Below are 21,251 nucleotides of genomic sequence, written 5' to 3' on the forward strand. Positions count from 1 at the left end.
AAACCCTTGCCCCGCTGCGCCTGCGCGACATCAAACAAAAAGCCCCCGGATTCCGGGGGCTTTCAAACCATTTAAGGTCGGCTTACTTCCACAGCTTCCACCACGGCATGTCCTCGATGGACCAGCCTTCTTTCAGGTATTCGCTATTGGGGTAGTTCAGCGCCAACACGCGCTTGGCGTCGTCGCGCAGCTGCGGCATGGACAGCTTGTCGTAAGCCGCCACCATGATGCCCAACGCCTCTTCCGGATACTTGGTGTTGGCGTAACTCTTCACCACGCCCTGGGCGCGGTTGGCCGCCGCCAGGTAAGCGCCGCGCTTCATGTAATAACGGGCCACGTGCATCTCGTTGCCGCCCAGCGCGTCCAGCAGCCGCTCCATCTTCTTGGAGGCGTCTTCCTTGTAAATGCTGTTGGGGAAGCGCGTCACCAGCTCGCGGAAGGCCGCGAAAGCCTCGCGCGCGGCGCGCGGATCGCGCTCGCTCATGTCCTGACCGGCCCATTTGGCCAGCAGCCCGGAATCATCGTTGTAAAACACCAAGCCTTTCAGATAATAGATGTAGTCCAGGTTTGGATGGGTGGGATGAAGCTTGATGAAACGGTCGGCGGAGGCGATGGCCTGCTCCGGCTCATTATCCTTGTAATGGGTGTAAGCCAGGTCCATCTGCGCCTGCTGGGCGTAGCGCCCGTAAGGGAAACGCGCTTCCAGCGTTTCGTAGAGCTTGACAGCGCGGGTATAATTGCCGCTGTTCAACTCATCATGCGCTTCCGAATACAGCTTTTCCACGGTCCAGCCGCGAGTCTCATCGTAGGTTTCCGTGGTTGCACAACCGGCAAGCCCCATCACCAACATTGCAGCGACAACGTATCTTTTCATGACTGATCCTTACTTTGACCCGGACGATTATAGCGACATCTCGGAAAACGAGGTATCCGCTACACAACAACTTGATGTTCCGCTGTCGCTGTGCGGCGAACGGCTGGACGCCGCGCTGGCGAAATTGATGCCGGAATACTCGCGCAGCCGGCTGACGCAATGGATCAAGGACGGCCATGTGCTGCTGGACGGCAAACCCGCCGCGCCCAAGACCAAAGTGCTGGGCGGCGAAAAGCTGGACGTCACCCTGATGCGCAGCAACGAGGAGATGGCCTTCCAGGCGGAAGCCATGGACCTGCCCATCATCTTTGAAGACGATCATATCCTGGTGATCAACAAACCGGCCGGTTTGGTGGTCCACCCCGCCTCCGGCAACTGGAGCGGCACCCTGCTCAACGGCCTGCTCCACCATTGCCCGGCGCTGGCCCAGGTGCCGCGCGCCGGCATTGTGCACCGCCTGGACAAGGACACGAGCGGCCTGATGGTGGTGGCCAAGACGCTGCCGGCCCAGACCGAGCTGGTGCGCCAGTTGCAGGCGCGCACCGTCAAGCGCATCTACCGCGCCATCGCCGACGGCAACGTGCCGTTTGACGGCACCATAGAAACCCAGATGGGCCGCGATCCGCACAACCGCCTGAAAATGGCCGTGCTGAAGTTTGGCGGCAAACAGGCCATCACCCATGTGCGGGTGCTGGAACGCTTCGCCAGCCACTCCTACATTGAATGCAAGCTGGAAACCGGCCGCACCCACCAGATCCGCGTGCACATGCGCGAGGCCAACCACCCGCTGGCCGGCGATCCGGTCTACGGCAACCTGCGCCACAAGATGGACGAAGGCGTGGCCGCCGTGGTGAAGACGCTGGGCCGCCAGGCGCTGCACGCTTACTCCCTGACCCTGGTGCACCCGGCCAGCGGCGAGGAACGCAACTGGAAAGCCCCGCTGCCGGACGACCTGCGCCACCTGCTGGACGTGCTGCGCGGAGACGGCGACACCGCCGACGCCGCGCCGCTGCCGCAATTGCAGGACGAGCCGGAAGACGAGGACTGGGACGAAGAGGACGATGAAGACGACGGCGACGTGGAGGTGATCTATGTCCGTTGAACGGCCCGCCGAACAAGCGCCGGACTGGCTGGAGGCCGACTGGCCGGCGCCGCCCAATGTGCGCACCCTGATCACCACCCGCAACGGCGGCGTCAGCGCCGCGCCCTTCCACAGCCTGAACCTGGGCCAGCACGTGGGCGACGACCCGGCCGCTGTAGCCGCCAACCGCGCGCTGCTGCGCCAGCAACTGCCGGCGGAGCCGGTCTGGCTGAACCAGGTCCACGGCGTGACGGTGCTGAACGCGGCCGAGGTGGGCGCCCAGCCGCCGGACGCCGACGCCAGCTTCAGCCGCCAAAGCGGCGCGGTGTGCGCGGTGATGACCGCGGACTGCCTGCCGCTCCTGCTGTGCAATAGCGAAGGCACGGTGGTGGCCGCCGCCCACGCCGGCTGGCGCGGCTTGTGCGAAGGCGTGATAGAAGCCGCCGTGGCCGCCTGCCAGGAACGCCCGGCGCGGCTGATGGCCTGGCTGGGCCCCGCCATCGGCCCGGACGCCTTTGAAGTGGGCGCGGAAGTGCGCGCCGCCTTCATGGAACGCGACCCCGCCGCCGCGGCCGCCTTCAGCGATATCGGCGACGGCAAATTCCTGGCCGACATCTACGCGCTGGCGCGTCAGCGCCTGAACGCCGCCGGCGTGGAACAGATCTACGGCGGCGAAGAATGCACGGTGATAGATCGAGCTCGCTTCTTCTCCTACCGCCGCGATGGCCAGACCGGACGCATGGCCAGCCTGATCTGGCTGGAGTAAGAACCTGTTTACGATCTACAGAGCGTGTTTACGATCTCGCGAGCTAGAGCGAGACAAGGCGAAAACGGCTGAGAAAGCGGAGTGTACATACGGTACATGAGCATTTCGAATCCGGTTTCAACGCCGTATCGCCGACGCGCAGCAGATCGTAAACAGGTTCTAAGACGCCCGCCCCATGGCCCCGCCGCATGCGGGGCTTTTTATTGACCGCGCGGTCGGACAGGCCAAAAACCCAACACACCAATTACGCACCAATTTCCGCCCGCGCGACGCCGTCCGCGCCCTGATGCAAATCCACAACATCTAGTGGCCCGCGCCGCCCTCCCCGCTGCGGCTTGTTTCAGCAAGGTTTCCTGCCTACAGAATGAAATGTGTCGGCCGGCCAAAAAAAAATCTCAGGCCCCGCAAAGCCAACAACCACGGGCTTTCGCCCCTCGTCCGCGCCAAAACAGCCATTAAATCTTCCGCTGTCAAGACTTGTACTGCCCCATACTCAACACTAGAATTTGGGTGTTCCGCGAGCTACAAACAATACATATTGTGTTTACCCACAGCTCGCGCACAGCTTTTCAACAGATTTGTCCACAGCCGGCCTGCCCCTCGGGAAACGCAGCAACGGAAGGACGCAACCACCCACCTTATCGAGGGCTACATGCAATTGACCACCTTTGAAGGGCAGACCGCCGCAGAACTCGGCCGCGCAGCCGCGCCCAAGGCCGATTTCAGCCAGTACAAAACCATCCGTCGCAACGGTGCGGTGGTGCCGTTCGAGCCCGTCAAGATCTCCATCGCCATGACCAAAGCCTTCCTGGCCGTCATGGGCCATCAAGGCGCCACCTCCGCCAGCCTGCGCGAAAAAGTCGCCCAGCTGAGCGAACAAGTGGCCAGCGCCCTGATGCGCCGCAAGCCGGAAGGCGGCGCCATCCACATTGAAGACATCCAGGACCAAGTGGAACTGTCTCTGATGCGCTTTGGCGAGCATGATGTAGCCCGCGCCTACGTGCTGTACCGCGAACAGCGCGCCCAAGAGCGCGCCGCCCGCGGCGAAGCGCTGACCCAGGTGCAGATCAACGTGGTGCGCAAAGACGGCCGCAAGCTGCCGCTGGACATCGCCCGCCTGCGCGCCACCATCGAATCCGCCAGCCAGAACCTGGCCGGCATCGATATCGACGCCATCCTGAGCGAAACCCTGAAGAACATCTACGACGGCGTCAGCGAAGACGAAGTCAACAAATCCGCCATCCTGGCCGCCCGCTCCATGATTGAGCAGGACCCGGCTTACGATTACGTGACCGCCCGCCTGCTGCTGAACAACATCCGCCTGGAAATCCTGGGCGAAGCCGTCAGCCAGGAAGAAATGGCCAAGCAGTACGCGCTGTACTTCCCCACCTTCATCAAGAACGGCATCGACGCCGAACTGCTGGATGAAAAACTGGGCGAATACGACCTGAAAAAAATGGGCGCCGCGCTGGACGCCAACCGCGACCTGAAATTTGGCTACCTGGGCCTGCAAACCCTGTTTGACCGCTACTTCCTGCACGTGGACGGCAACCGCATCGAAATGCCGCAGGCCTTCTACATGCGCGTGGCCATGGGCCTGGCGCTGAACGAAGTGAACCGCGAAGAGCGCGCCATCGAGTTCTACAACGTGCTGTCCAGCTTCGACTTCATGTCGTCCACCCCCACCCTGTTCAACTCCGGCACCCGTCGCAGCCAGCTGTCCAGCTGCTACCTGACCACCATTGCCGACGACCTGGACGGCATCTACGAAGGCATCAAGGAAAACGCCCTGCTGTCCAAGTTTGCCGGCGGCCTGGGCAATGACTGGACCTCCGTGCGCGCCATGGGCTCCCACATCAAGGGCACCAACGGCAAATCCCAAGGCGTGGTGCCGTTCCTGAAAGTGGTCAACGACACCGCCGTGGCGGTGAACCAGGGCGGCAAGCGCAAAGGCGCCGTCTGCGCCTACCTGGAAACCTGGCACGCGGACATTGAAGAATTCCTGGAGCTGCGCAAGAACACCGGCGACGACCGCCGCCGCACCCACGACATGAACACCGCCAACTGGATTCCGGACCTGTTCATGAAGCGCGTGATGGAAGGCGCGGACTGGGCCCTGCTGTCCCCGTCCGAAGCCCCGGACCTGCACGACCTGTACGGCGCCGCCTTCGAGAAGCGCTACAAAGAATACGAAGCCATGGGCGAGCGCGGCGAGCTCAAGGTGTACAAGCGCATCCCGGCGCTGTCCCTGTGGCGCAAAATGCTGACCATGCTGTTTGAAACCGGCCACCCTTGGATGACCTTCAAGGACCCGTGCAACATCCGCAGCCCGCAGCAGCACATGGGCGTGGTGCACAGCTCCAACCTTTGCACCGAGATCACCCTCAACACCAATGAGGACGAAATCGCAGTCTGCAACCTGGGTTCCGTCAACCTGTCCGCCCACCTGAAGGCGGACGGCGGCCTGGACTCCGAAAAGCTGCAGCGCACCATCCGCATCGCCCTGCGCATGCTGGACAACGTGATCGACATCAACTTCTACCCGGTGAAGAAGGCGCGCAACTCCAACCTGAAACACCGTCCGGTGGGCATGGGCATCATGGGCTTCCAGGACTGCCTGCACCAGAAGCGCGTGGCCTACGGCTCCGACGCCGCGGTGGAGTTTGCCGACGAATCCATGGAAATGGTGGCCTACTACGCTTACTGGGCGTCCACCGAACTGGCGGAAGAACGCGGCCGCTACCCGTCCTACAAGGGCAGCCTGTGGGACCGCGGCATCCTGCCGCACGACAGCATCAACCTGCTGGCGGCCGAACGCGGCGGCTTCCTGGAAGTGGACCGCAGCGAACGCATGGACTGGAACGCGCTGCGTGAACGCGTGAAAACCCACGGCATGCGCAACAGCAACTGCCTGGCCATCGCGCCCACCGCCACCATCGCCAACATCATCGGCGTATCGGCGAGCATTGAGCCGACCTACCAGAACCTGTTCGTCAAATCCAACCTGTCCGGCGAATTCACCGTCACCAACGAATACCTGGTGCGCGATCTGAAAGCCGCCGGCCTGTGGGACGAAGTGATGGTGGCCGACCTCAAATACTTTGACGGCAGCCTGGGCCAGATCGACCGCGTGCCGGCCGAGCTGAAAGCCATCTACGCCACCGCCTTTGAACTGGACCCGCGCTGGCTGGTGGAAGCGGCCTCCCGCCGCCAGAAGTGGATCGACCAGGCCCAGTCCCTGAACCTATACATGGCGGGCGCTTCCGGCAAGAAACTGGACGAACTGTACAAGCACGCCTGGTTGCGCGGCCTGAAAACCACCTACTACCTGCGCACCCTGGCCGCCACCAGCGCCGAGAAATCCACCGGCCGCGGCGGCGAGCTGAACGCGGTGTCCAACAGCCACGGCCAAGCGGCCGCGGCTCCGGAAGCCATGGTGGACAACACCCCGGCCACCGACGCCAAGTTCTGCAGCATCGACAACCCGGATTGCGAGAGCTGCCAGTAAAGAGTTGTACATGGAGGGCTCAGGCCTGCTGAGCCCTCCAACCAAGAAAGGTTAGGTGAAGCACTCTTAGTAAAAACAATGAGCAATGGCAGTAGAAGTAGTTGCAGCAATGTTGATTTTGTTCTGAACACCTTCGCGAAAGGAGCAACACATGGCTACGTACTATGTAAACCGTCAGAAGCAGCAAAATGGCGACCATGAGGTCCACACTCAGAACTGCCACCATTTGCCACTTCCGGCCAACCGTCACCCGCTGGGTGAGCATGCAGGCTGCAGAAGCGCAGTCATAGCTGCACGAGCGGTCTATCCGCAGTCAAACGGTTGTGTCCATTGCTCGAGAGAGTGTCACACCAGCTAGCACGACTTTGGCGACTTCTGATGGAAGCGGCCCCTAGCCAGCCTTCCTCAGAAACATCCAGCCTGGCCCCGGCCAGGCTCCATCTCACAGCCCTCTGCCCGCAGCCGGCTGTGACATGGCCCCGTAATCCGGCCGCCCCACCCATTGGCCAGCCGCCTGCCCGTCCAGACGGCTGGCCAATGGGGAACGCAGCAACAACCCGCGCCAGACCGTAAGGGCAAGGGAAGCCGCACACACACAAAACCAGGGGAAACCGGATGAACATAGAGGAATTTTTCAACAGCTACGCCGTTGGCTACAGCCAGCTGGATGTGCCCCAAGTGACCGCGCACTTCACCGTGCCCTTCACCGCCATCCACCAGGGAGACCTGAGCAGCTGGGAAGACATGGCATCGCTGCGCGACACCACCACCGCCTTGCTGGCGTGGTACCGCAGCCAGGGCTTTCTCAGCGCCAGCCACCAGCTGGACAGCGTGCTGAATTTTGGCGAAGACGCCGCCAGCGCCCGCGTGCGTTGGATTGTGCAGCGCCAGGACCAGCCGGCCTGGGAATACTGCACCGGCTACCACCTGAAACGGGTGGACGGCCAGTGGAAGATTTACGGCCTGGTCCAGTACCAGGACGCGCCGCAGCAGTAAGTAGCGCCCAGCCTCAAGCCGCTTGCCCTCAGGCGGCTTCGGGATGGAAACGCCGCCGGCCCGCGATGCGGGCGGACGGAAACAGCTCAAGGCCAAGCAAGCAAGAGCGGCGGGTGTTGAGCGGGTTCCAGGAAGACGAGGCCCACGGCCCCGCCGCCACAAGCCAGGCTTCAGCAGGAGGTCAGATGCAAACGTTTGAAAACATCCGGATCAACGGGTTTTGCGAACAAAGAACCCACAACCCAGACAAGCAGTTTGTGCTGTTCAATATGTACCTGACGCTGAACCAGGCCCCGCCCTGCGAATGGAAGGACCTGTTCAACGAAGCCCGCCGCCTGCCGCGCCAGAAAGTGTGGCGCAAAGCCTGGGTGGAAGCGGACGCGCTGGTGGTGTACTGCCAGCCGGAAGAACTGCAGCAGCAAATAGAGCTGCTCAAGCAAGACATAGAACAAGCCAACCGGCAATACCGCCAGCTGCTGAAGCTGCGGCAGCCGCGCGGCAGCCAGGTGGAGCAGGAGGAAAGCAGCGAACGCCAGCTGATCCACCGCCTCAGCCAACAGCTGCGCTTCTGAAAGGACGCCGCTCATGAGCGCCACCGCATTCTGTATCGCCCGCCATGGCGAAAATGGCAAAGACGCAGGCTACCGCAAACTGGGCAGCCTGCACGTGGACCTGGACCCGGTGCCGGCAATCGCCGCCGCGCCGCGCCAGATACAAATACTGCGCAAAAGCAGCCTGCCGCTCAGCCCCAGCCTGGCTGGCGACAAGCAGCCGCTGCCGCCCCAAATCACCGCGCCGGACGCGGAGTAAATCCAGACAGGAGCCCTTAATGCTGAACTTTGACGACACCATCGAAACCAAACCGGCCGCCCCTTCCGCGGGCGCCAACGCCGCCGGCCGCGTCAACGTGGTGGACAAAAAAGTGATCAACGGCACCACCGACGTCAACCAACTCGTGCCCTTCAAACACAAATGGGCATGGGAAAAATACCTGGCCCAATGCGCCAACCACTGGATGCCGCAAGAAGTGAACATGCAGCGCGACATCGAACAGTGGAAAACCGGCCAACTGACCGAAGACGAAATGCGCATCGTCAAGCGCAACCTCGGCTTCTTCGTGACCGCGGACTCCCTGGCCGCCAACAACATCGTGCTGGGCACCTACCGCCAGATCACCAGCCCGGAATGCCGCCAGTTCCTGCTGCGCCAAGCCTTTGACGAAGCCATCCACACCCACGCCTACCAATACATCGTGGAAAGCCTGGGCCTGGACGAAGGCGAAGTCTTCAACGCCTACAACGAAATCAAATCCATCCGCGACAAAGATGAATTCCTGATCCCCTTCATCGACGTACTGTGCGACCCGGCCTTCAAGACCGGCACGCTGGAAAACGACCAGAAGCTGCTCAAATCCCTGATCGTGTTTGCCTGCATCATGGAAGGCCTGTTCTTCTACGTCGGCTTTGTGCAAATCCTGGCGCTGGGCCGCCAGAACAAGATGACCGGCGCCGCGGAACAGTACCAATACATCCTGCGCGACGAGTCCATGCACTGCAATTTCGGCATCGACCTGATCAACACCATCAAGCTGGAACAGCCGGAAATCTGGACCGAAAGCTTCAAGGCCGAGATCACCGAACTGTTCAAGCACGCGGTGGAACTGGAATACGCTTACGCCGAAGACACCATGCCGCGCGGCGTGCTGGGCCTGAACGCCAGCATGTTCAAGGAATACCTGCGCTTCATCGCCAACCGCCGCATGCAGCAGATTGGCCTGGACCAGCTCTACCCCGGCGTGAACAACCCCTTCCCGTGGATGAGCGAGATGATCGACTTGAAGAAAGAGAAGAACTTCTTTGAGACCCGAGTCACCGAATACCAGACTGGCGGGGCATTGAGCTGGGATTGATTTGAAATGTCAGAAATCGGAAAGGTTGAAATTTAGTAGTCAAAGTTTGAAATGCTACTTGTCACCCTAAGGAAAAGGCCCTGCAATGCAGGGCCTTTTCCTTAGGGTGACAAGGTGGCAACATACAAAACAGCCGCGGGCTAATGCGAGCACTGATTACGACTTATTGACCAACGCGGTCGTTCATACTCTTGTGTTAATATAACTACTATCAGTCAGAAGCTGGTTTTTGCCAAAAAATCAGAGGAGTCATCAAAAGACCGATCCACAAGTCAAATTCATCAAATTTCACTCAAACAAAGCCAGCACATCAAAATTTAAAACTTACCTTTGGCTCAAATTATATGAATTATGATCGAAATTTAGAAAAACAATTTTTTGAATACCTTATATCCATTGGGTATCCAAAAAACTCAATAATCTATCAACCCGCCACTCACCCGGTGCAAAGCATGAGGTGCTACAGGCCGAGCTTTGCCCTAATAGACCCGAAAAATAACGAACACATAGCAATAATTGAGGTTAAAGAATCTAATATTGAAGAAGGGGCATTAATTTATCGAAATATGTGTGACTACCGAAAGGCTGTGGGAGCTGATTGCATTCCTGTTTATATTGTATCACCATCCAGTAACGATGCTTCCCATTTTCTTCTTAACTCCTTTGACGACAAAGGAAAAATAAATATCATTGACCATGGTTTATTTCCTTCATTTGAAGCTCTGTCAGCAAAAGAGTCCGCAGACAGAAAGGCAAATCTTAGGCTTCGTCAAGCGGACGTTGGTGATAAATTCAGGATAGTTTGCTGGAGTGCCTCGATCATTTTTTGTATACTGGCAACTTCTGACTTTGTGCTAAAAGAATTTTTCGGGATAAGCTTGTTGACAGCTGAGCGTATCTCTCTTTTTGGTGGGGCTCTAGCGTTGACTGTCATTCCATATGCACAGAAATTTAAAGGTTTGGGTCTCGAATGGGAGAAAGTTAAAAATTCAAATGAGTCGAAAGAAGAATAATCTCACAAATGGTTTAAATAACTTACCCCTCTAGCTGAATGAGGTTTTAACTAGTCCTTTCACTGTAGAAGTTCCGATTTGATCTGACAGTCAGGCCTTGCCGATAGGTGGGGTTACCCGTTTTGATAGAGGTGCGAATCTTCATCAAGACAGCGCGCAAGTGCAGGAGTAACCCCATGACAAGTCTCAACCAGAACATCATCAAACACAAGATCGGCCTGTTGAACCTGGCCGCTGAGCTAGGCAACGTCTCCAAGGCCTGCAAGGTGATGGGCCTGTCCCGAGATACCTTTTACCGCTACCAGAACGCAGTGGCTGATGGCGGCGTCGAGGCGTTGTTCGATGCCAATCGTCGCAAACCCAATCCCAAGAATCGCGTAGACGACGCCATAGAGGCGACCGTAGTTGCCTATGCAACGGAACAGCCTGCGCACGGGCAAGTGCGGGTCAGCAACGAACTGCGCCAGCGCGGCGTGTTCGTTTCCCCTTCCGGTGTGCGCTCAGTCTGGCTGCGACATGACCTGGCATCGTTCAAACAGCGGCTACGCGCTCTGGAACATCTGGTAGCTGAACAAGCCATCGTGCTCACCGATGCGCAGATCGCGGCACTGGAGCGCAAACAAGAAGATGATGTCGCGCATGGCGAGATTGAAACAGCGCATCCGGGCTATCTAGGCTCGCAGGACACCTTCTATGTGGGCACGATCAAAGGTGTCGGGCGGATTTACCAGCAAACCTTTGTCGATACCTACAGCAAGGTGGCGTTTGCCAAGCTCTACACCACCAAAACGCCGATCACCGCGGCGGATCTGCTCAATGATAGGGTGTTGCCGTTCTTTGCCGAGCATGGAATGGGGGTATTGCGTATGCTGACAGATCGCGGAACCGAGTATTGCGGCAAGCCGGAAACCCATGATTACCAGCTGTATTTGGCGGTGAATGATATCGAGCACACCAAGACCCGTGCGCGGCATCCGCAGACAAACGGGATCTGCGAGCGCTTCCACAAAACGATCTTGCAGGAGTTTTACCAGGTGGCATTCCGCAAGAAGCTCTATCTGGAACTTGACGAGCTACAGGCCGATCTGGATGCTTGGTTGGTCTACTACAATCAGGAACGCACCCACCAAGGCAAGATGTGCTGCGGCCGCACGCCTGTACAAACCTTTATTGATGGCAAACGGGAATGGAGGGAGAAGATAGACAACTTGAATTGATCTGACAGCCAGGCGCCGTCAAAACGGGAGACTGTCAGATCAGGTCTGAATTTCTACAAATTAGCTATATCAGCACTACATAAATGAGCCGATGAAAAACCAAGCCAGAAACAATGCAATCAATGCTTCTTTAAAAAAACCGATCAGCGATATAATTTTTTCAAATAATTCATAATGCAAAAAACCATCACTTCTCACGTCAACCGACTCGATATTAGAGTCCCGATCCAATAGTGGAATCCAATATCTTTCCATAAACCCATCTGACGTAAAATAAAGACTATGACCACCATTGAAAAACCTGTTTATAAGTCTATCATCGTTGACGCCATAGAACCCTGTTTTTCCTGCCATGCCGACAAAAGGAACAATCGCTTCATTTACCCAAAGCACGTAGTCAGAGTCGCCACACTCATTAACGATCCTAGCATTAGTTTTAGCTAAAATAGGCCTCAAGCTGTAATTTGATTTTAAAACGCTACCACTAAAAACAATAGTCGCAATTTTTGGAACCCATCCCTCCTGTAGCACGGCACATAAAGATTTTGCTAAAAGATAGGTTCCAAAGCTATGAGAATAAAAAACAAATTGCTTATCTGAATGTTCTGAAAAAAGTCTTTTCAAATGCGCAGTCAATCTACGCACCTCAACCCACCGTAAGAAAGGAATACAAAATGCGACAATAGAAAAATACCCATATTTGTATGAGCCAACCTCAATTGACGAACTAGTCCGCTCGGCTATTATTTTCAACCTATTCTGCCAACCACCAAAAGTTCTAATCCCATGAATTGTAAGCGCATAGATTTTAGAGTCAGCACCAGAACGATCTACACGGGCTTTAAATGCATAGGATAATGCACTACTGATTTTACTCTTCCATGCTCCACTTCCTCGTTGAGCCTCAACAATTGTATGACAGTATTTTTCAAACTCCTCTCTAAAAGAGGAAATATCATCAAGATGTGCAGTTATTCCAATTATTTTCTCAGGCTTTTTGAGCGATGGAGATCGGGATATTTGCGCAAGAAGACCAATCCCATTACTAAAATTAGCGGAGGCATGTTTATTTTTTGGCAAAACAACATCCAAAACCAAAGCATCAAAATACATGCTTCTTAAGAAAGACTTTGCTTCGTCAACATTATCTACAGCAGTTATATTAATAGCGCCAATTTCCACACAGGTGCTTAAGTGCCTTACCAGTTCATTTTGACGAGGCACATCATCATCTACTATTAGTATATTCATTCTCTAATCATCATCAGTATTTTTGAGAGTTGCTCTTTCCAAGCGCTTTTGAAACTATCATAGTATATAAGCTCTATAAAATTTTCTCCGCAGTCGATTCTTAACTCATTTTCCAATGACTCCAGCGAATGGGAAGACTCTTTGTCACTAAAGGATTCATATTGCGTTATAAAAACAATGTTAGCTTTTTTTTGTCTACGCATTATTTTCCTTGCTAACTCTTTTCCTCCAAATGCTCTAAAGCGACCTCCAGACTCCACACCCCCTCTATCATATGTCGGCAAACTAATATCTAGAATTATAAGATCATACTTAGTGGAATTTATTTTCTGACTTCCGGTGGAGAATGAATTTGCCTCATCTATTGCGACTCCCGGAATTACTTCCTTTATGAACGATGACACTCTCTCTCTCTTAAGAGCACTATCTTCAACAAATAGTATTTTCATCACAGCTCACCGACGTAGTAAATATACAACCATCCCAGCCAATGCTAACATCAATTTGACTGCTAATGGACTGAAGGTTATTCAATATCTTGTACAAACCCGAGTCTCCTTCCGTTCTCATCAGCCATGAGGAATCAGGATCACGCATCCTTTCTGACGTATGTTTTATAGATTCTACAGTTAGATTTTTAGCTTTTTCAGGAGAGACGGGATTCTTAATTTTAACAACCCAGCCCACTTCTGTACTGGCCCCAGTAATTTCAATCTGGACAGCACTACCAAAGCCGCTATGCCTAAAGCAATTATCTAGTATGTTTATAAATGACACAACAAAAGGCTTGATGGCAATACTGTTGATTCTAATATCAGAAACACCATGAGACAGATTAATATATATATTACTCTTTTTTCCTTTAATAGTATCAAAGTAACGCACCGAAACATCAATTAGCAGATCCAAAGATTGATCACTAGGTGCTCTTGCTTGATAAATATTAAACCACTCAGTCACCATTGTAATATCTTCTTTGATGTCACTCTTAGTCTGAATAATGGCCTTTGAAAGATCGCTTAATACATTTCCACCTCCTGTTACATTGTCAATACGATTGATCAACTGATCAAATAGATTATCAACACTACTCCGAAAATCCCCATTGAGTTTTTCTTTTATTTTTTCTAACCCTATTTTAGTTTTCCCCCATAAAATTTCGAATAAACCTTCAATGAAATTATCACAATTATCTGCACCATCAATCAAATTTTTAAGAAATTCGAATTCTTCTGAGAATATGGTGAAATTAAAGCAACGCTCCCCGTTTTCCATACCATTAAACTCAATTTTCATCCATTCCTCTGCAGCCAGGAGCAAGTTATGAAATTGAGCAGAGAACCACCTCAGCTCCGCATCAGTCTTTTCCAAAACCTCATTAACCACTAGTTGATTTGTTTCAAACCAATAATTAATTTTCTGATACTGATCATCACCACCAATCTCTGAAAGTAGATATCTTTTCTCCGGTCGCGAGCGCATGAGGTTTGAAAAGAAACCATGCCTAATTTCTGTACTTAAATTTTTGTCAAGACCATGACTTTCATCGAATAAGAAAACATGTGTGACCGTATTGACCATTTTCAAAAGAATATTATTTTTATCCCCGGCGACAAGTGCAATCGCAACGCCCTCCTTGTCCTCCCCGCTATTCAATACTATGTAATCATTGCTCGTACTATTTTTAGAAAATTTATAAAGATCAAAGAGTGACCTAACCTCGTCCGAGGTAATTTTTATCACCTGCGCATTGCTAACAAATACCTTACCTCCATGAAACTCACTTACTCCTGCATCGATTGCTATCCCACCGATAATTTCTTCAATCTCTTTTCTTGCTGCATCCGCAGCAATCACGCTTTTTTCTTGCAAAACATTAATTATTCGCAAGCGTTCTTCCTTTGGGCCTGTCGAACTCGAAAAGCAGCCAAGAAAATCAATAACCTCTGGAGAGCAAATATCCCTATAAAAAACCTTCTCCATATTATTGAGAACATCGACCCTTTCAAGCAACTCCGATGGAAAACTGACATCATTCGAAACAACATACTCCTCAAACACTTCATTTAATAGTGCATCAGATTTTGTAGATATGTATTTAACAAAGTAAAAAACAATCACAACTGCTTCAATTGAACACACCATATTTTCCGCAATATAATTCTCCAATACATTCATCGGCAGGCATGCATAGCACTCAGGATTGTCGGCAAGCGCTTCTGCACTCACCCTCATCGCACTTTCATAATCGTCAATTGAAATGAAATACTCCACAGACAGTTCAATCCAATCTTTTAGCAAGGGAGCGATGTCTTTAAATACCAATAATTCTCTTTTCACCTCAACATCATCTGCGCCATTTTTAATCAATTGCAGTATTTTATGCTTGGTTTTTCTGTGGTTAGGCCAATTTTCTTTTTCTATGGAGATATACTCTGTCTCTACAATACCCCCTCCCCCATTGGCGATGCTAATAATTAATGGGGTACAACTTTCAGTTATTGTTGTCGCTAATCGTGAGATTTCTTTCCTTTCTTTGGTAGAGAAAGTCAATGGCGCAGCTATCATTATGGCCGACTGTAATGCTACAGCTTTCTCAATACCATTTAGCCTAACTGCAAATGACAAAAGATTGTCTTTGACTTGCCGCTGCCCTGAGCCGAGCGAATATACTTTGGCAAGATTTTCAGTTATTACTGACAATGGACTTTCATCAAAATTGTCATTACGGCCTTGCAAAGCAATAGACTTTGCCTTGATATTTATAAGTGCAAATGGATTCTCAGCGTCAAAAATACTTTTGTTCAGTATTTTATGGTACTCTCCACACTCATAACTCTCTATCATATCATTTAAATATTTACTGGTTATTTTATTTTCTCCAGTAAATTTGCTTTTTATTACGCCTAGCGCCTGGGAGTTTGTAGTTTCGTAAATTGTTTCTATGAAGAAGTGCAGACCAGATTTGGACACAGAGATCGGACTATCTGAATCTAGGCTTTCTAACGCGCGGGGCACCCACGCCATAAACATACAGTATTGATCCACCAGAGGAAATATTTGTATTAACGACAACGCCGACAATTGATCATATTTTCCCAAAATCGGATCTGGAACAAAGAGCAAAGCAAACATGCTAGCATAATCACCCAAGCCGGCACTTTTAAGCTCATTTATATTTTTTATCACCAACTGTTTTAAATGAACAATTGACTGACTTGAATGGGAAAGCATAAATAGACAATTTATTATAAAACTAACCATTTCTGCATTAGTCCGACCTTTACAAGAGTCAGAAAATTTTTGTAGCTCTTCATTTTTCCCAAGATAGCTCAACAAAAGAATTTTGCTTCTGATAAACCAAAACGACTCCCCTAACTCGGATTTTATTTCTTCCAAAGCTACTTCTGCTTTTTTAAAATCTCCAACCAAGAAACCATTCTCGAAATCGGCTCTCAATCTGATAAATTTGTTTATACGATCAGATTCTTTTTTAAATAAACTTGCAGAAAATTCCAAATAGCGATCATCATTTCTTCGAACAATTTTAAGCCTCGGAAACTGTCCAAAATTTTCTATTTTATTTGCAAGCCCTCCAATTGAATCCCTGAAAGGCTTCAGATCTAAAGCCATGTTCATGGTCTCCAAAAAAATATCGCGCTCGCTTTCTTCTAGAAACCTTACAAATGGCTGCTCTAAACTTTCCTTAGCAATGAAACTTCTTGCAATTGGACTGGAGATCAACCACTTAAAATCTGGTACCGATTTTCTTACACGCCTGGTAATGTTTTTTTTTCTCATAAACACCATCCTTAATTCAACATAAAATCAACCAAATTATTACATGGCATCTTTTTGATTATTGACATTTACTCATCAAAAACCTCGTGCAATTTGTTGGCCTCCTCCCGACTAACCGAGCAGTCTAGTCTAGAGATTCCCGGCTTCAAGGTGAGCAAGTCGGAACTCGCTCGGGGTCTGGTCGCCCAGCAAACGGTGCGGCCTGAATTCATTGCAATCCTGCCGCCAACGTTCGATCTTGTCTCGCACATCTTCCAACGACAGAAACCAATGGACGTTCAGACACTCATCCCGCAGGCTGCCCATGCTCCAGCACGCATTCAGACTAGAGGTGATCGGCCGTGCAGGTCGATGGACAGCTGCCACACGCCGTCTGGGACGTTTGCGCCGCAGGTTTAGCTCCTCCTCGCAATAGGTCCGGTACGTCTTCTTGTGATTGATCAGCCACCCCTCGCACCGCAGCAGGACATGAATGCGGCGTGCTCCATAGCGAATCCGCGTGGCGGCAATCTCGCTAATTCGCGGCCGCTCCGCTCGATCGTCACGAGGGTGGGGACGATAAAAATACGTCGCTTGCCGCAACAGAATGACAGCTGCGGCGCGGCGCATACTGACGCGGTACGCACCGATCAGGAAGTTGGCCAGCTCGCGTTTGCTAGCCGGCTTCACAGCTTTTTTTGGATGACTTCCTGCAGCATCTGCTTATCCAGGCTCAGATCCGCGACCATACGCTTGAGCCGGGCGTTTTCTTCTTCCAATTGCTTCAGACGTCGTAGCTCGCTGACGCCCAGGCCACCGTATTTCTTCTTCCAGTTGTAGAAGGTAGCTTCAGAGACGCCCATCTTGCGACAGACCTCTGCGACAGTGGTGCCGGACTCGGCCTAGCGCAATGCGAAGGCGATCTACTCTTCCGTGAACTTCGTTTTTCATGACAAATCTCCTGCCTGGATGGGCTTAAATTTGCCAGAAATCTCTACTTTTCGCTGCTACGGTTTTGCGGGAGGAGGTCATCCTAAAAACAAATGACCACGTACTCAGAATCGCTCCAGTAAGACCTGAAATCCTGGTGCATGGAGTCCTCGACGGTTTTGCAAAAGCACATCAAACCAAAATCATATGTCATGCCACTAGCAATGTCACACAACTAACATCAAATCATCTGCCATCTACCCAAGCGCCTCCTCCAGAAAGCCGCCCCCTTCTTGACGCCCCACCCCCGCCTCAGTACCCTGTGCTCGCGCTGCGCCCAATAACGCCGCGTCGGGTTTGGAAGCCCGTGATCTACTGAACCTAGCGGCACCGCCGCTGTATAGGTTCGCCTAGCTGTACCCTCGTAGTACCCGCAAGAGGGCAGGCCGTGGCATTGAGCCTTACGGCTGCCGTAGTAGATCGCGGTCTTCCAACCTTGTCACGTGCCTGTCCAAGCCTCTCCGGGCAGGCTCTAAAGCTGACTAGGAGACTGCAATGACACCTTCCCATCCGCACTCCGCTTTCGCCAAACCACCGCCAGACTTACAGCCCCCAACCCTGGCCGCCTGCGCCATCGCCTTGAACTGCCTAGCCACCCTGCGTCATGCGCTTGACGCCTTCCAGTCCCACGCCGCACTGACACATCAACCCCGTTTGCAGCATCTGGCCTACGCCGCCACCGCGGTACTGGACGATTGCGTCAGCCAGTTGCACAGCCTTTCCTATGATTCCCTTCCCTGCCCGCCAGGCGAGAAGCAGACAAACCCAGACACCGCGCTGCGCTGAGGCGCGGCGGAACTTCATGGGAGCTAGGGATGAATACTCGCTTTGTTGAAGCCTTTATCTGGGTGGCGCGTTTGGGCAGCTTTCGCGCAGCGGCGGATCGGTTGTTTCTGACCCAGGCCGCCATTTCCCACCGCATCGCCGCGCTGGAGCAGGAATTGGGCGGCAGAGTGTTTGAGCGCAAGCCGCGCGGGCTGAGGCTAACGCCCTTGGGTAGCCGGCTTTTGCCTTACGGCGCGCGCTTGCTGGAGTTGGAAGCGGAAATCATGCAACTGGACCAACCTGGTGCGCCTTTGCTGGGGCTGGTGCGCATTGGCGTGATAGAAAGCGTGGCGCATACCTGGCTGGTGCGTTTCCTCCAGCGCCTACAAAGCAAGCACCCCGGTATTGAGGTGCAGTTGAGTTCTGAAACCACGGAGAAGCTGCGCCACAGCCTGCGCGCGGCGGAAATCGACATCGCCTTGCAAAGCGATGCGGCGCTGGGGGACGGCATTGTCAGCCGGCCCTGTCTGCCGCTGGCCATGGGCTGGGTGGGGCCCCCTGGCAAGGCCCGGCCGGAGGAGGCTAGCCTGGACCAGTTGCTGCGCACGCCCATCATCACCATGAGCCGTGGCTCCCAGCCTTATTTGGCGGTAAAGGATTTGTACCGCAAGGCGCGGCTGCCGCCGGGCAAGGTGCATTGCGTCAGCTCCATCGCCGCCCTTGCGCGCTTGGTGCAGACGGGTTTTGGCTATGCGCTGCTGCCGCTGGCGCCGGTGCGGGACAAGATAGAGCGCGGGGATTTGCGTTGGATTCCCTGCGCCCAGCCGCTGCCGGCCCAGCAGTTGGTGGTGAGCCATCTGGAGCGCGACGCGTCGGAAGCCATTAACTTGGCGGCGGAGCTGGCTTGCCGTGAATCGGACGATTTTGTCCGCGCCCTGCCCGCCCCTTATGCGCCGCCGGCGGAATTGGCCTTGATAGATGGGCCAAGCTGCGCCGATAAGAAAAGCTGATCAAGCGCCGCAAGAATTACTCGTTTGTCCTGCTGCGGCGCGGCGGCGATCATCGCGACATGTCAGCAGCCTTCCGGAGGCTTTCCATGCGCCCAAGTTCTCCCGCCATGCTCGTGGTCGCGTCCAATGTCGACGCGGCTAACGAGGCCGATTTCAACCAGTGGTACGACCGGGAACATCTCGAAGAGCGCGTGCGCCTGCCCGGCTTCATCTCCGCCGCGCGCTATCAATCCGAGCAGGCGGAGCACCGCTATCTGGGCTTGTACCGCGCGCAGTCGCTGGACTGTTTCTCCTCAGACGCTTATCAGGACGCGTTCCGACATCAGACCGAGTGGTCGCAAACCAATTTGCGGCGCATGCGCCAACCCATGCGCCGAGTATGCCGGGTGTTGGCGGAGGTGGGGCAAGGCAGCGGCCGTTGCCTGCTGATGCTTCCGCTGTCCGCCCTGGCCCGGGCCGACGAACTGGCGGCCCAAGCGCGGGCCTTTGGCCAAGCCCATATTCAGTCCTCCGGTTTTGTTCGCTCTTGCTTGCTGTGGCCGGACGCGAAACTCAGCCAGCCGCTGCCGAACGAGTCGCTGGACAATCGTCTGCTGCGGCCCTTGTTGCTGATGGAGTGCAGCCATGAGGATGCGCGCTGCCATGCGCTGGAGCTGGCCTGCTTGCTGCTGGACGGCAAGGAGCAAGACGCCGCCCGCTACGATCTCAAGTGGAAGCTGTTTGCAGAGGAGTTGAGCCGATGACGCAGACCCGCGCTGCAGCGACGCCAACGGACGGCCAGACCGCCACCCGCCCCAAAATGGGCCGCTTGGCCATGGCCAGCATGCTGGGCACCACGCTGGAATGGTACGACTTCACGGTGTACAACCTGATGGCCGCCCTGGTGTTCAACGTGCTGTTCTTCCCCTCCTTCGACCCCTTGACCGGCACCATACTGGCGTTTTCCACTTACGCGGTGGGTTATCTTTCGCGGCCCCTGGGCGGCGCGGTGTTCGGTCACCTGGGCGACAAGCTGGGCCGCCGTTTCGTGCTGATCGCCACCTTGCTGCTGATGGGCGTGGTCACCGCCCTGATGGGGCTGCTGCCCACTTACCGGGATTGGGGCATCTGGAGCCCGCTGCTGCTGGTCAGCCTGCGCTTTTTGCAAGGCGCGGCGATTGGCGGGGAATGGGCCGGCGCGGTGCTGCTGTCCATGGAGCATGGCGCGCCGACGCAGCGCGGCCGTAATGCGTCCTTTACCCAAGTGGGGCCGTCCTGCGGCACTTTGCTGGGCACCGGGGCGATTGCCGCGCTGTCCTGGTGGCTGAGCCCGGACGCTTTTCTGGAATGGGGCTGGCGCGTGCCCTTCTTGTCCAGCGTCCTCTTGGTGGTGTTTGGCCTATGGCTGCGTCGCGGCGTGGAGGAAACCCCGGTGTTTCAGGCCTTGGAGAGCCGCCAACTCAAGGCGGCCACGCCGGTGCGGGAGGTGTTCACCGGGCATTGGCGGCGCTTGCTGCTGGCCGGCGGCGTGCGCATCGGTTCCGATGTCTTGTACGCGCTGGTGGTGGTGTTCACGCTGACTTATGTGACCACGGTGCTGCAACTGCCGCGCTCGCTGGCCCTGACGGTGACAATGATAGGCGCGGCGGTCAATGCGCTGGCCGTCCCCTTGTTCGGCATCTTGTCGGACCGCTGGGGCCGCCGCCCGGTGTACGCGATGGGCGCTTTGCTGGGCGCGCTGTGGGCATTCCAGTATTTCCGGCTGATGGACAGCCAACAGCCGCTGCAAATCGGCGTCGCCGTGGTGGCCGGCCTGCTGATCCACGCAATGATGTACGGCCCGCAAGCGGCTTTCGTCACCGAGCAGTTCCCGTCCCGCATCCGCTACGCCGGCTCGTCCCTGGCTTACACCCTGGCCGGCATCGTAGGCGGCGGCTTCGCGCCCTTGATCATCACCAGCCTGTACCGGGCCTTTGATTCCACGCTGGCCGTTTCCGCCTATGTGCTGGTCGCCTTGTGCTTGACGCTGCTGGCCTTGCTGCTGGCGCGGGAAACCGCGAAGCAAGCGCTGGAGGAGTAAACCAGATGAACACGCTGACTTTTCAGCAAGAA

17 protein-coding genes and 1 pseudogene are annotated in these 21,251 nt (G+C 54.4%); 13 read left to right on the forward strand and 5 right to left on the reverse strand.

Going from position 1 to position 21,251, the window contains the following annotated elements:
- Nucleotides 1–82 precede the first annotated feature (82 nt).
- Nucleotides 83–874 carry an outer membrane protein assembly factor BamD gene (locus tag AB1Z25_RS11680; RefSeq protein WP_107798797.1) on the reverse strand — a complete coding sequence of 264 codons (792 nt, stop codon included), beginning with the start codon at nucleotides 872–874 and terminating at the stop codon, nucleotides 83–85.
- Between AB1Z25_RS11680 and rluD the strand changes: the two genes are divergently transcribed.
- The 9 genes from rluD (at nucleotide 873) to AB1Z25_RS11725 (ending at nucleotide 11,364) form a co-directional block, all read left to right on the forward strand.
- Complete coding sequence (gene rluD / locus AB1Z25_RS11685) at nucleotides 873–1,976, forward strand: 23S rRNA pseudouridine(1911/1915/1917) synthase RluD (protein WP_107798796.1); 1,104 nt, start codon at nucleotides 873–875, stop codon at nucleotides 1,974–1,976. The genes AB1Z25_RS11680 and rluD overlap by 2 nt on opposite strands.
- Nucleotides 1,966–2,721, forward strand: coding sequence for a peptidoglycan editing factor PgeF (gene pgeF / locus AB1Z25_RS11690; RefSeq protein WP_486637315.1), 756 nt, complete (start codon nucleotides 1,966–1,968; stop codon nucleotides 2,719–2,721). The genes rluD and pgeF overlap by 11 nt, the downstream gene beginning before the upstream one ends.
- 652 nt (nucleotides 2,722–3,373) lie before the next feature.
- Nucleotides 3,374–6,229 carry a ribonucleoside-diphosphate reductase subunit alpha gene (locus AB1Z25_RS11695; RefSeq protein ID WP_486637316.1) on the forward strand — a complete coding sequence of 952 codons (2,856 nt, stop codon included), beginning with the start codon at nucleotides 3,374–3,376 and terminating at the stop codon, nucleotides 6,227–6,229.
- Nucleotides 6,230–6,844: 615 nt separating this feature from the next.
- On the forward strand, nucleotides 6,845–7,225 hold the full coding sequence (locus AB1Z25_RS11700) for a hypothetical protein (RefSeq protein ID WP_107798793.1): 381 nt from the start codon (nucleotides 6,845–6,847) through the stop codon (nucleotides 7,223–7,225).
- A gap of 185 nt (nucleotides 7,226–7,410) precedes the next feature.
- On the forward strand, nucleotides 7,411–7,797 hold the full coding sequence (locus AB1Z25_RS11705; RefSeq protein WP_019102819.1) for a hypothetical protein: 387 nt from the start codon (nucleotides 7,411–7,413) through the stop codon (nucleotides 7,795–7,797).
- Nucleotides 7,798–7,810: 13 nt separating this feature from the next.
- On the forward strand, nucleotides 7,811–8,035 hold the full coding sequence (locus AB1Z25_RS11710) for a hypothetical protein (RefSeq protein ID WP_227103441.1): 225 nt from the start codon (nucleotides 7,811–7,813) through the stop codon (nucleotides 8,033–8,035).
- A 19-nt stretch (nucleotides 8,036–8,054) separates the two neighbouring features.
- On the forward strand, nucleotides 8,055–9,134 hold the full coding sequence (locus tag AB1Z25_RS11715; protein WP_048410338.1) for a ribonucleotide-diphosphate reductase subunit beta: 1,080 nt from the start codon (nucleotides 8,055–8,057) through the stop codon (nucleotides 9,132–9,134).
- 344 nt (nucleotides 9,135–9,478) lie between these two features.
- Nucleotides 9,479–10,147, forward strand: coding sequence for a hypothetical protein (locus tag AB1Z25_RS11720; RefSeq protein ID WP_486637317.1), 669 nt, complete (start codon nucleotides 9,479–9,481; stop codon nucleotides 10,145–10,147).
- A 176-nt stretch (nucleotides 10,148–10,323) separates the two neighbouring features.
- Nucleotides 10,324–11,364, forward strand: a complete 1,041-nt coding sequence (locus AB1Z25_RS11725) for an IS481 family transposase (RefSeq protein WP_486637318.1) — start codon at nucleotides 10,324–10,326, stop codon at nucleotides 11,362–11,364.
- Nucleotides 11,365–11,439: 75 nt separating this feature from the next.
- Here the strand turns inward: AB1Z25_RS11725 and AB1Z25_RS11730 are convergent, their stop codons facing one another.
- From AB1Z25_RS11730 to AB1Z25_RS11745, 4 genes and pseudogenes are all read right to left on the reverse strand, one after another.
- Nucleotides 11,440–12,615 carry a response regulator gene (locus AB1Z25_RS11730; protein WP_486637319.1) on the reverse strand — a complete coding sequence of 392 codons (1,176 nt, stop codon included), beginning with the start codon at nucleotides 12,613–12,615 and terminating at the stop codon, nucleotides 11,440–11,442.
- Entirely contained in the window at nucleotides 12,612–13,064 is a 453-nt protein-coding gene (locus tag AB1Z25_RS11735) for a response regulator (protein WP_486637320.1), read from the reverse strand. Before AB1Z25_RS11735 ends, AB1Z25_RS11730 begins: the two co-directional genes overlap by 4 nt.
- A complete protein-coding gene (locus AB1Z25_RS11740; protein WP_486637321.1) occupies nucleotides 13,045–16,416 on the reverse strand; it encodes a hypothetical protein in 3,372 nt (1,123 codons plus the stop codon). Before AB1Z25_RS11740 ends, AB1Z25_RS11735 begins: the two co-directional genes overlap by 20 nt.
- 129 nt (nucleotides 16,417–16,545) lie before the next feature.
- Nucleotides 16,546–17,318 (reverse strand): annotated as a pseudogene (locus AB1Z25_RS11745) (transposase).
- A 562-nt stretch (nucleotides 17,319–17,880) separates the two neighbouring features.
- Here AB1Z25_RS11745 and AB1Z25_RS11750 point away from each other — a divergent pair.
- The 4 genes from AB1Z25_RS11750 to AB1Z25_RS11765 all read left to right on the forward strand — a co-directional run bounded on the left by AB1Z25_RS11750 (nucleotide 17,881) and on the right by AB1Z25_RS11765 (nucleotide 21,219).
- On the forward strand, nucleotides 17,881–18,171 hold the full coding sequence (locus AB1Z25_RS11750) for a hypothetical protein (RefSeq protein ID WP_486637322.1): 291 nt from the start codon (nucleotides 17,881–17,883) through the stop codon (nucleotides 18,169–18,171).
- Nucleotides 18,172–18,200: 29 nt separating this feature from the next.
- Nucleotides 18,201–19,160, forward strand: a complete 960-nt coding sequence (locus tag AB1Z25_RS11755) for a LysR family transcriptional regulator (protein WP_486637323.1) — start codon at nucleotides 18,201–18,203, stop codon at nucleotides 19,158–19,160.
- Between the two features lie 86 nt (nucleotides 19,161–19,246).
- Nucleotides 19,247–19,903 carry a hypothetical protein gene (locus AB1Z25_RS11760; protein ID WP_486637324.1) on the forward strand — a complete coding sequence of 219 codons (657 nt, stop codon included), beginning with the start codon at nucleotides 19,247–19,249 and terminating at the stop codon, nucleotides 19,901–19,903.
- The gene (locus AB1Z25_RS11765) at nucleotides 19,900–21,219 is read left to right on the forward strand and encodes an MFS transporter (RefSeq protein WP_486637325.1); all 1,320 of its coding nucleotides are present in this window, start codon (nucleotides 19,900–19,902) and stop codon (nucleotides 21,217–21,219) included. Before AB1Z25_RS11760 ends, AB1Z25_RS11765 begins: the two co-directional genes overlap by 4 nt.
- Nucleotides 21,220–21,251: the final 32 nt, after the last annotated feature.

The organism is Chromobacterium sp. HL1, from assembly GCF_057418835.1.

What these genes read in the sequence shown, in the direction of transcription:
- rluD (WP_107798796.1), top strand. Translation starts at nt 873, where the DNA reads ATGACTGATCCTTACTTTGACCCGGACGATTATAGCGACATCTCGGAA.
- AB1Z25_RS11680 (WP_107798797.1), bottom strand. Translation starts at nt 874, where the DNA reads ATGAAAAGATACGTTGTCGCTGCAATGTTGGTGATGGGGCTTGCCGGT.
- pgeF (WP_486637315.1), top strand. Translation starts at nt 1,966, where the DNA reads ATGTCCGTTGAACGGCCCGCCGAACAAGCGCCGGACTGGCTGGAGGCC.
- AB1Z25_RS11695 (WP_486637316.1), top strand. Translation starts at nt 3,374, where the DNA reads ATGCAATTGACCACCTTTGAAGGGCAGACCGCCGCAGAACTCGGCCGC.
- AB1Z25_RS11700 (WP_107798793.1), top strand. Translation starts at nt 6,845, where the DNA reads ATGAACATAGAGGAATTTTTCAACAGCTACGCCGTTGGCTACAGCCAG.
- AB1Z25_RS11705 (WP_019102819.1), top strand. Translation starts at nt 7,411, where the DNA reads ATGCAAACGTTTGAAAACATCCGGATCAACGGGTTTTGCGAACAAAGA.
- AB1Z25_RS11710 (WP_227103441.1), top strand. Translation starts at nt 7,811, where the DNA reads ATGAGCGCCACCGCATTCTGTATCGCCCGCCATGGCGAAAATGGCAAA.
- AB1Z25_RS11715 (WP_048410338.1), top strand. Translation starts at nt 8,055, where the DNA reads ATGCTGAACTTTGACGACACCATCGAAACCAAACCGGCCGCCCCTTCC.
- AB1Z25_RS11720 (WP_486637317.1), top strand. Translation starts at nt 9,479, where the DNA reads ATGAATTATGATCGAAATTTAGAAAAACAATTTTTTGAATACCTTATA.
- AB1Z25_RS11725 (WP_486637318.1), top strand. Translation starts at nt 10,324, where the DNA reads ATGACAAGTCTCAACCAGAACATCATCAAACACAAGATCGGCCTGTTG.
- AB1Z25_RS11730 (WP_486637319.1), bottom strand. Translation starts at nt 12,615, where the DNA reads ATGAATATACTAATAGTAGATGATGATGTGCCTCGTCAAAATGAACTG.
- AB1Z25_RS11735 (WP_486637320.1), bottom strand. Translation starts at nt 13,064, where the DNA reads ATGAAAATACTATTTGTTGAAGATAGTGCTCTTAAGAGAGAGAGAGTG.
- AB1Z25_RS11740 (WP_486637321.1), bottom strand. Translation starts at nt 16,416, where the DNA reads ATGAGAAAAAAAAACATTACCAGGCGTGTAAGAAAATCGGTACCAGAT.
- AB1Z25_RS11750 (WP_486637322.1), top strand. Translation starts at nt 17,881, where the DNA reads ATGACACCTTCCCATCCGCACTCCGCTTTCGCCAAACCACCGCCAGAC.
- AB1Z25_RS11755 (WP_486637323.1), top strand. Translation starts at nt 18,201, where the DNA reads ATGAATACTCGCTTTGTTGAAGCCTTTATCTGGGTGGCGCGTTTGGGC.
- AB1Z25_RS11760 (WP_486637324.1), top strand. Translation starts at nt 19,247, where the DNA reads ATGCGCCCAAGTTCTCCCGCCATGCTCGTGGTCGCGTCCAATGTCGAC.
- AB1Z25_RS11765 (WP_486637325.1), top strand. Translation starts at nt 19,900, where the DNA reads ATGACGCAGACCCGCGCTGCAGCGACGCCAACGGACGGCCAGACCGCC.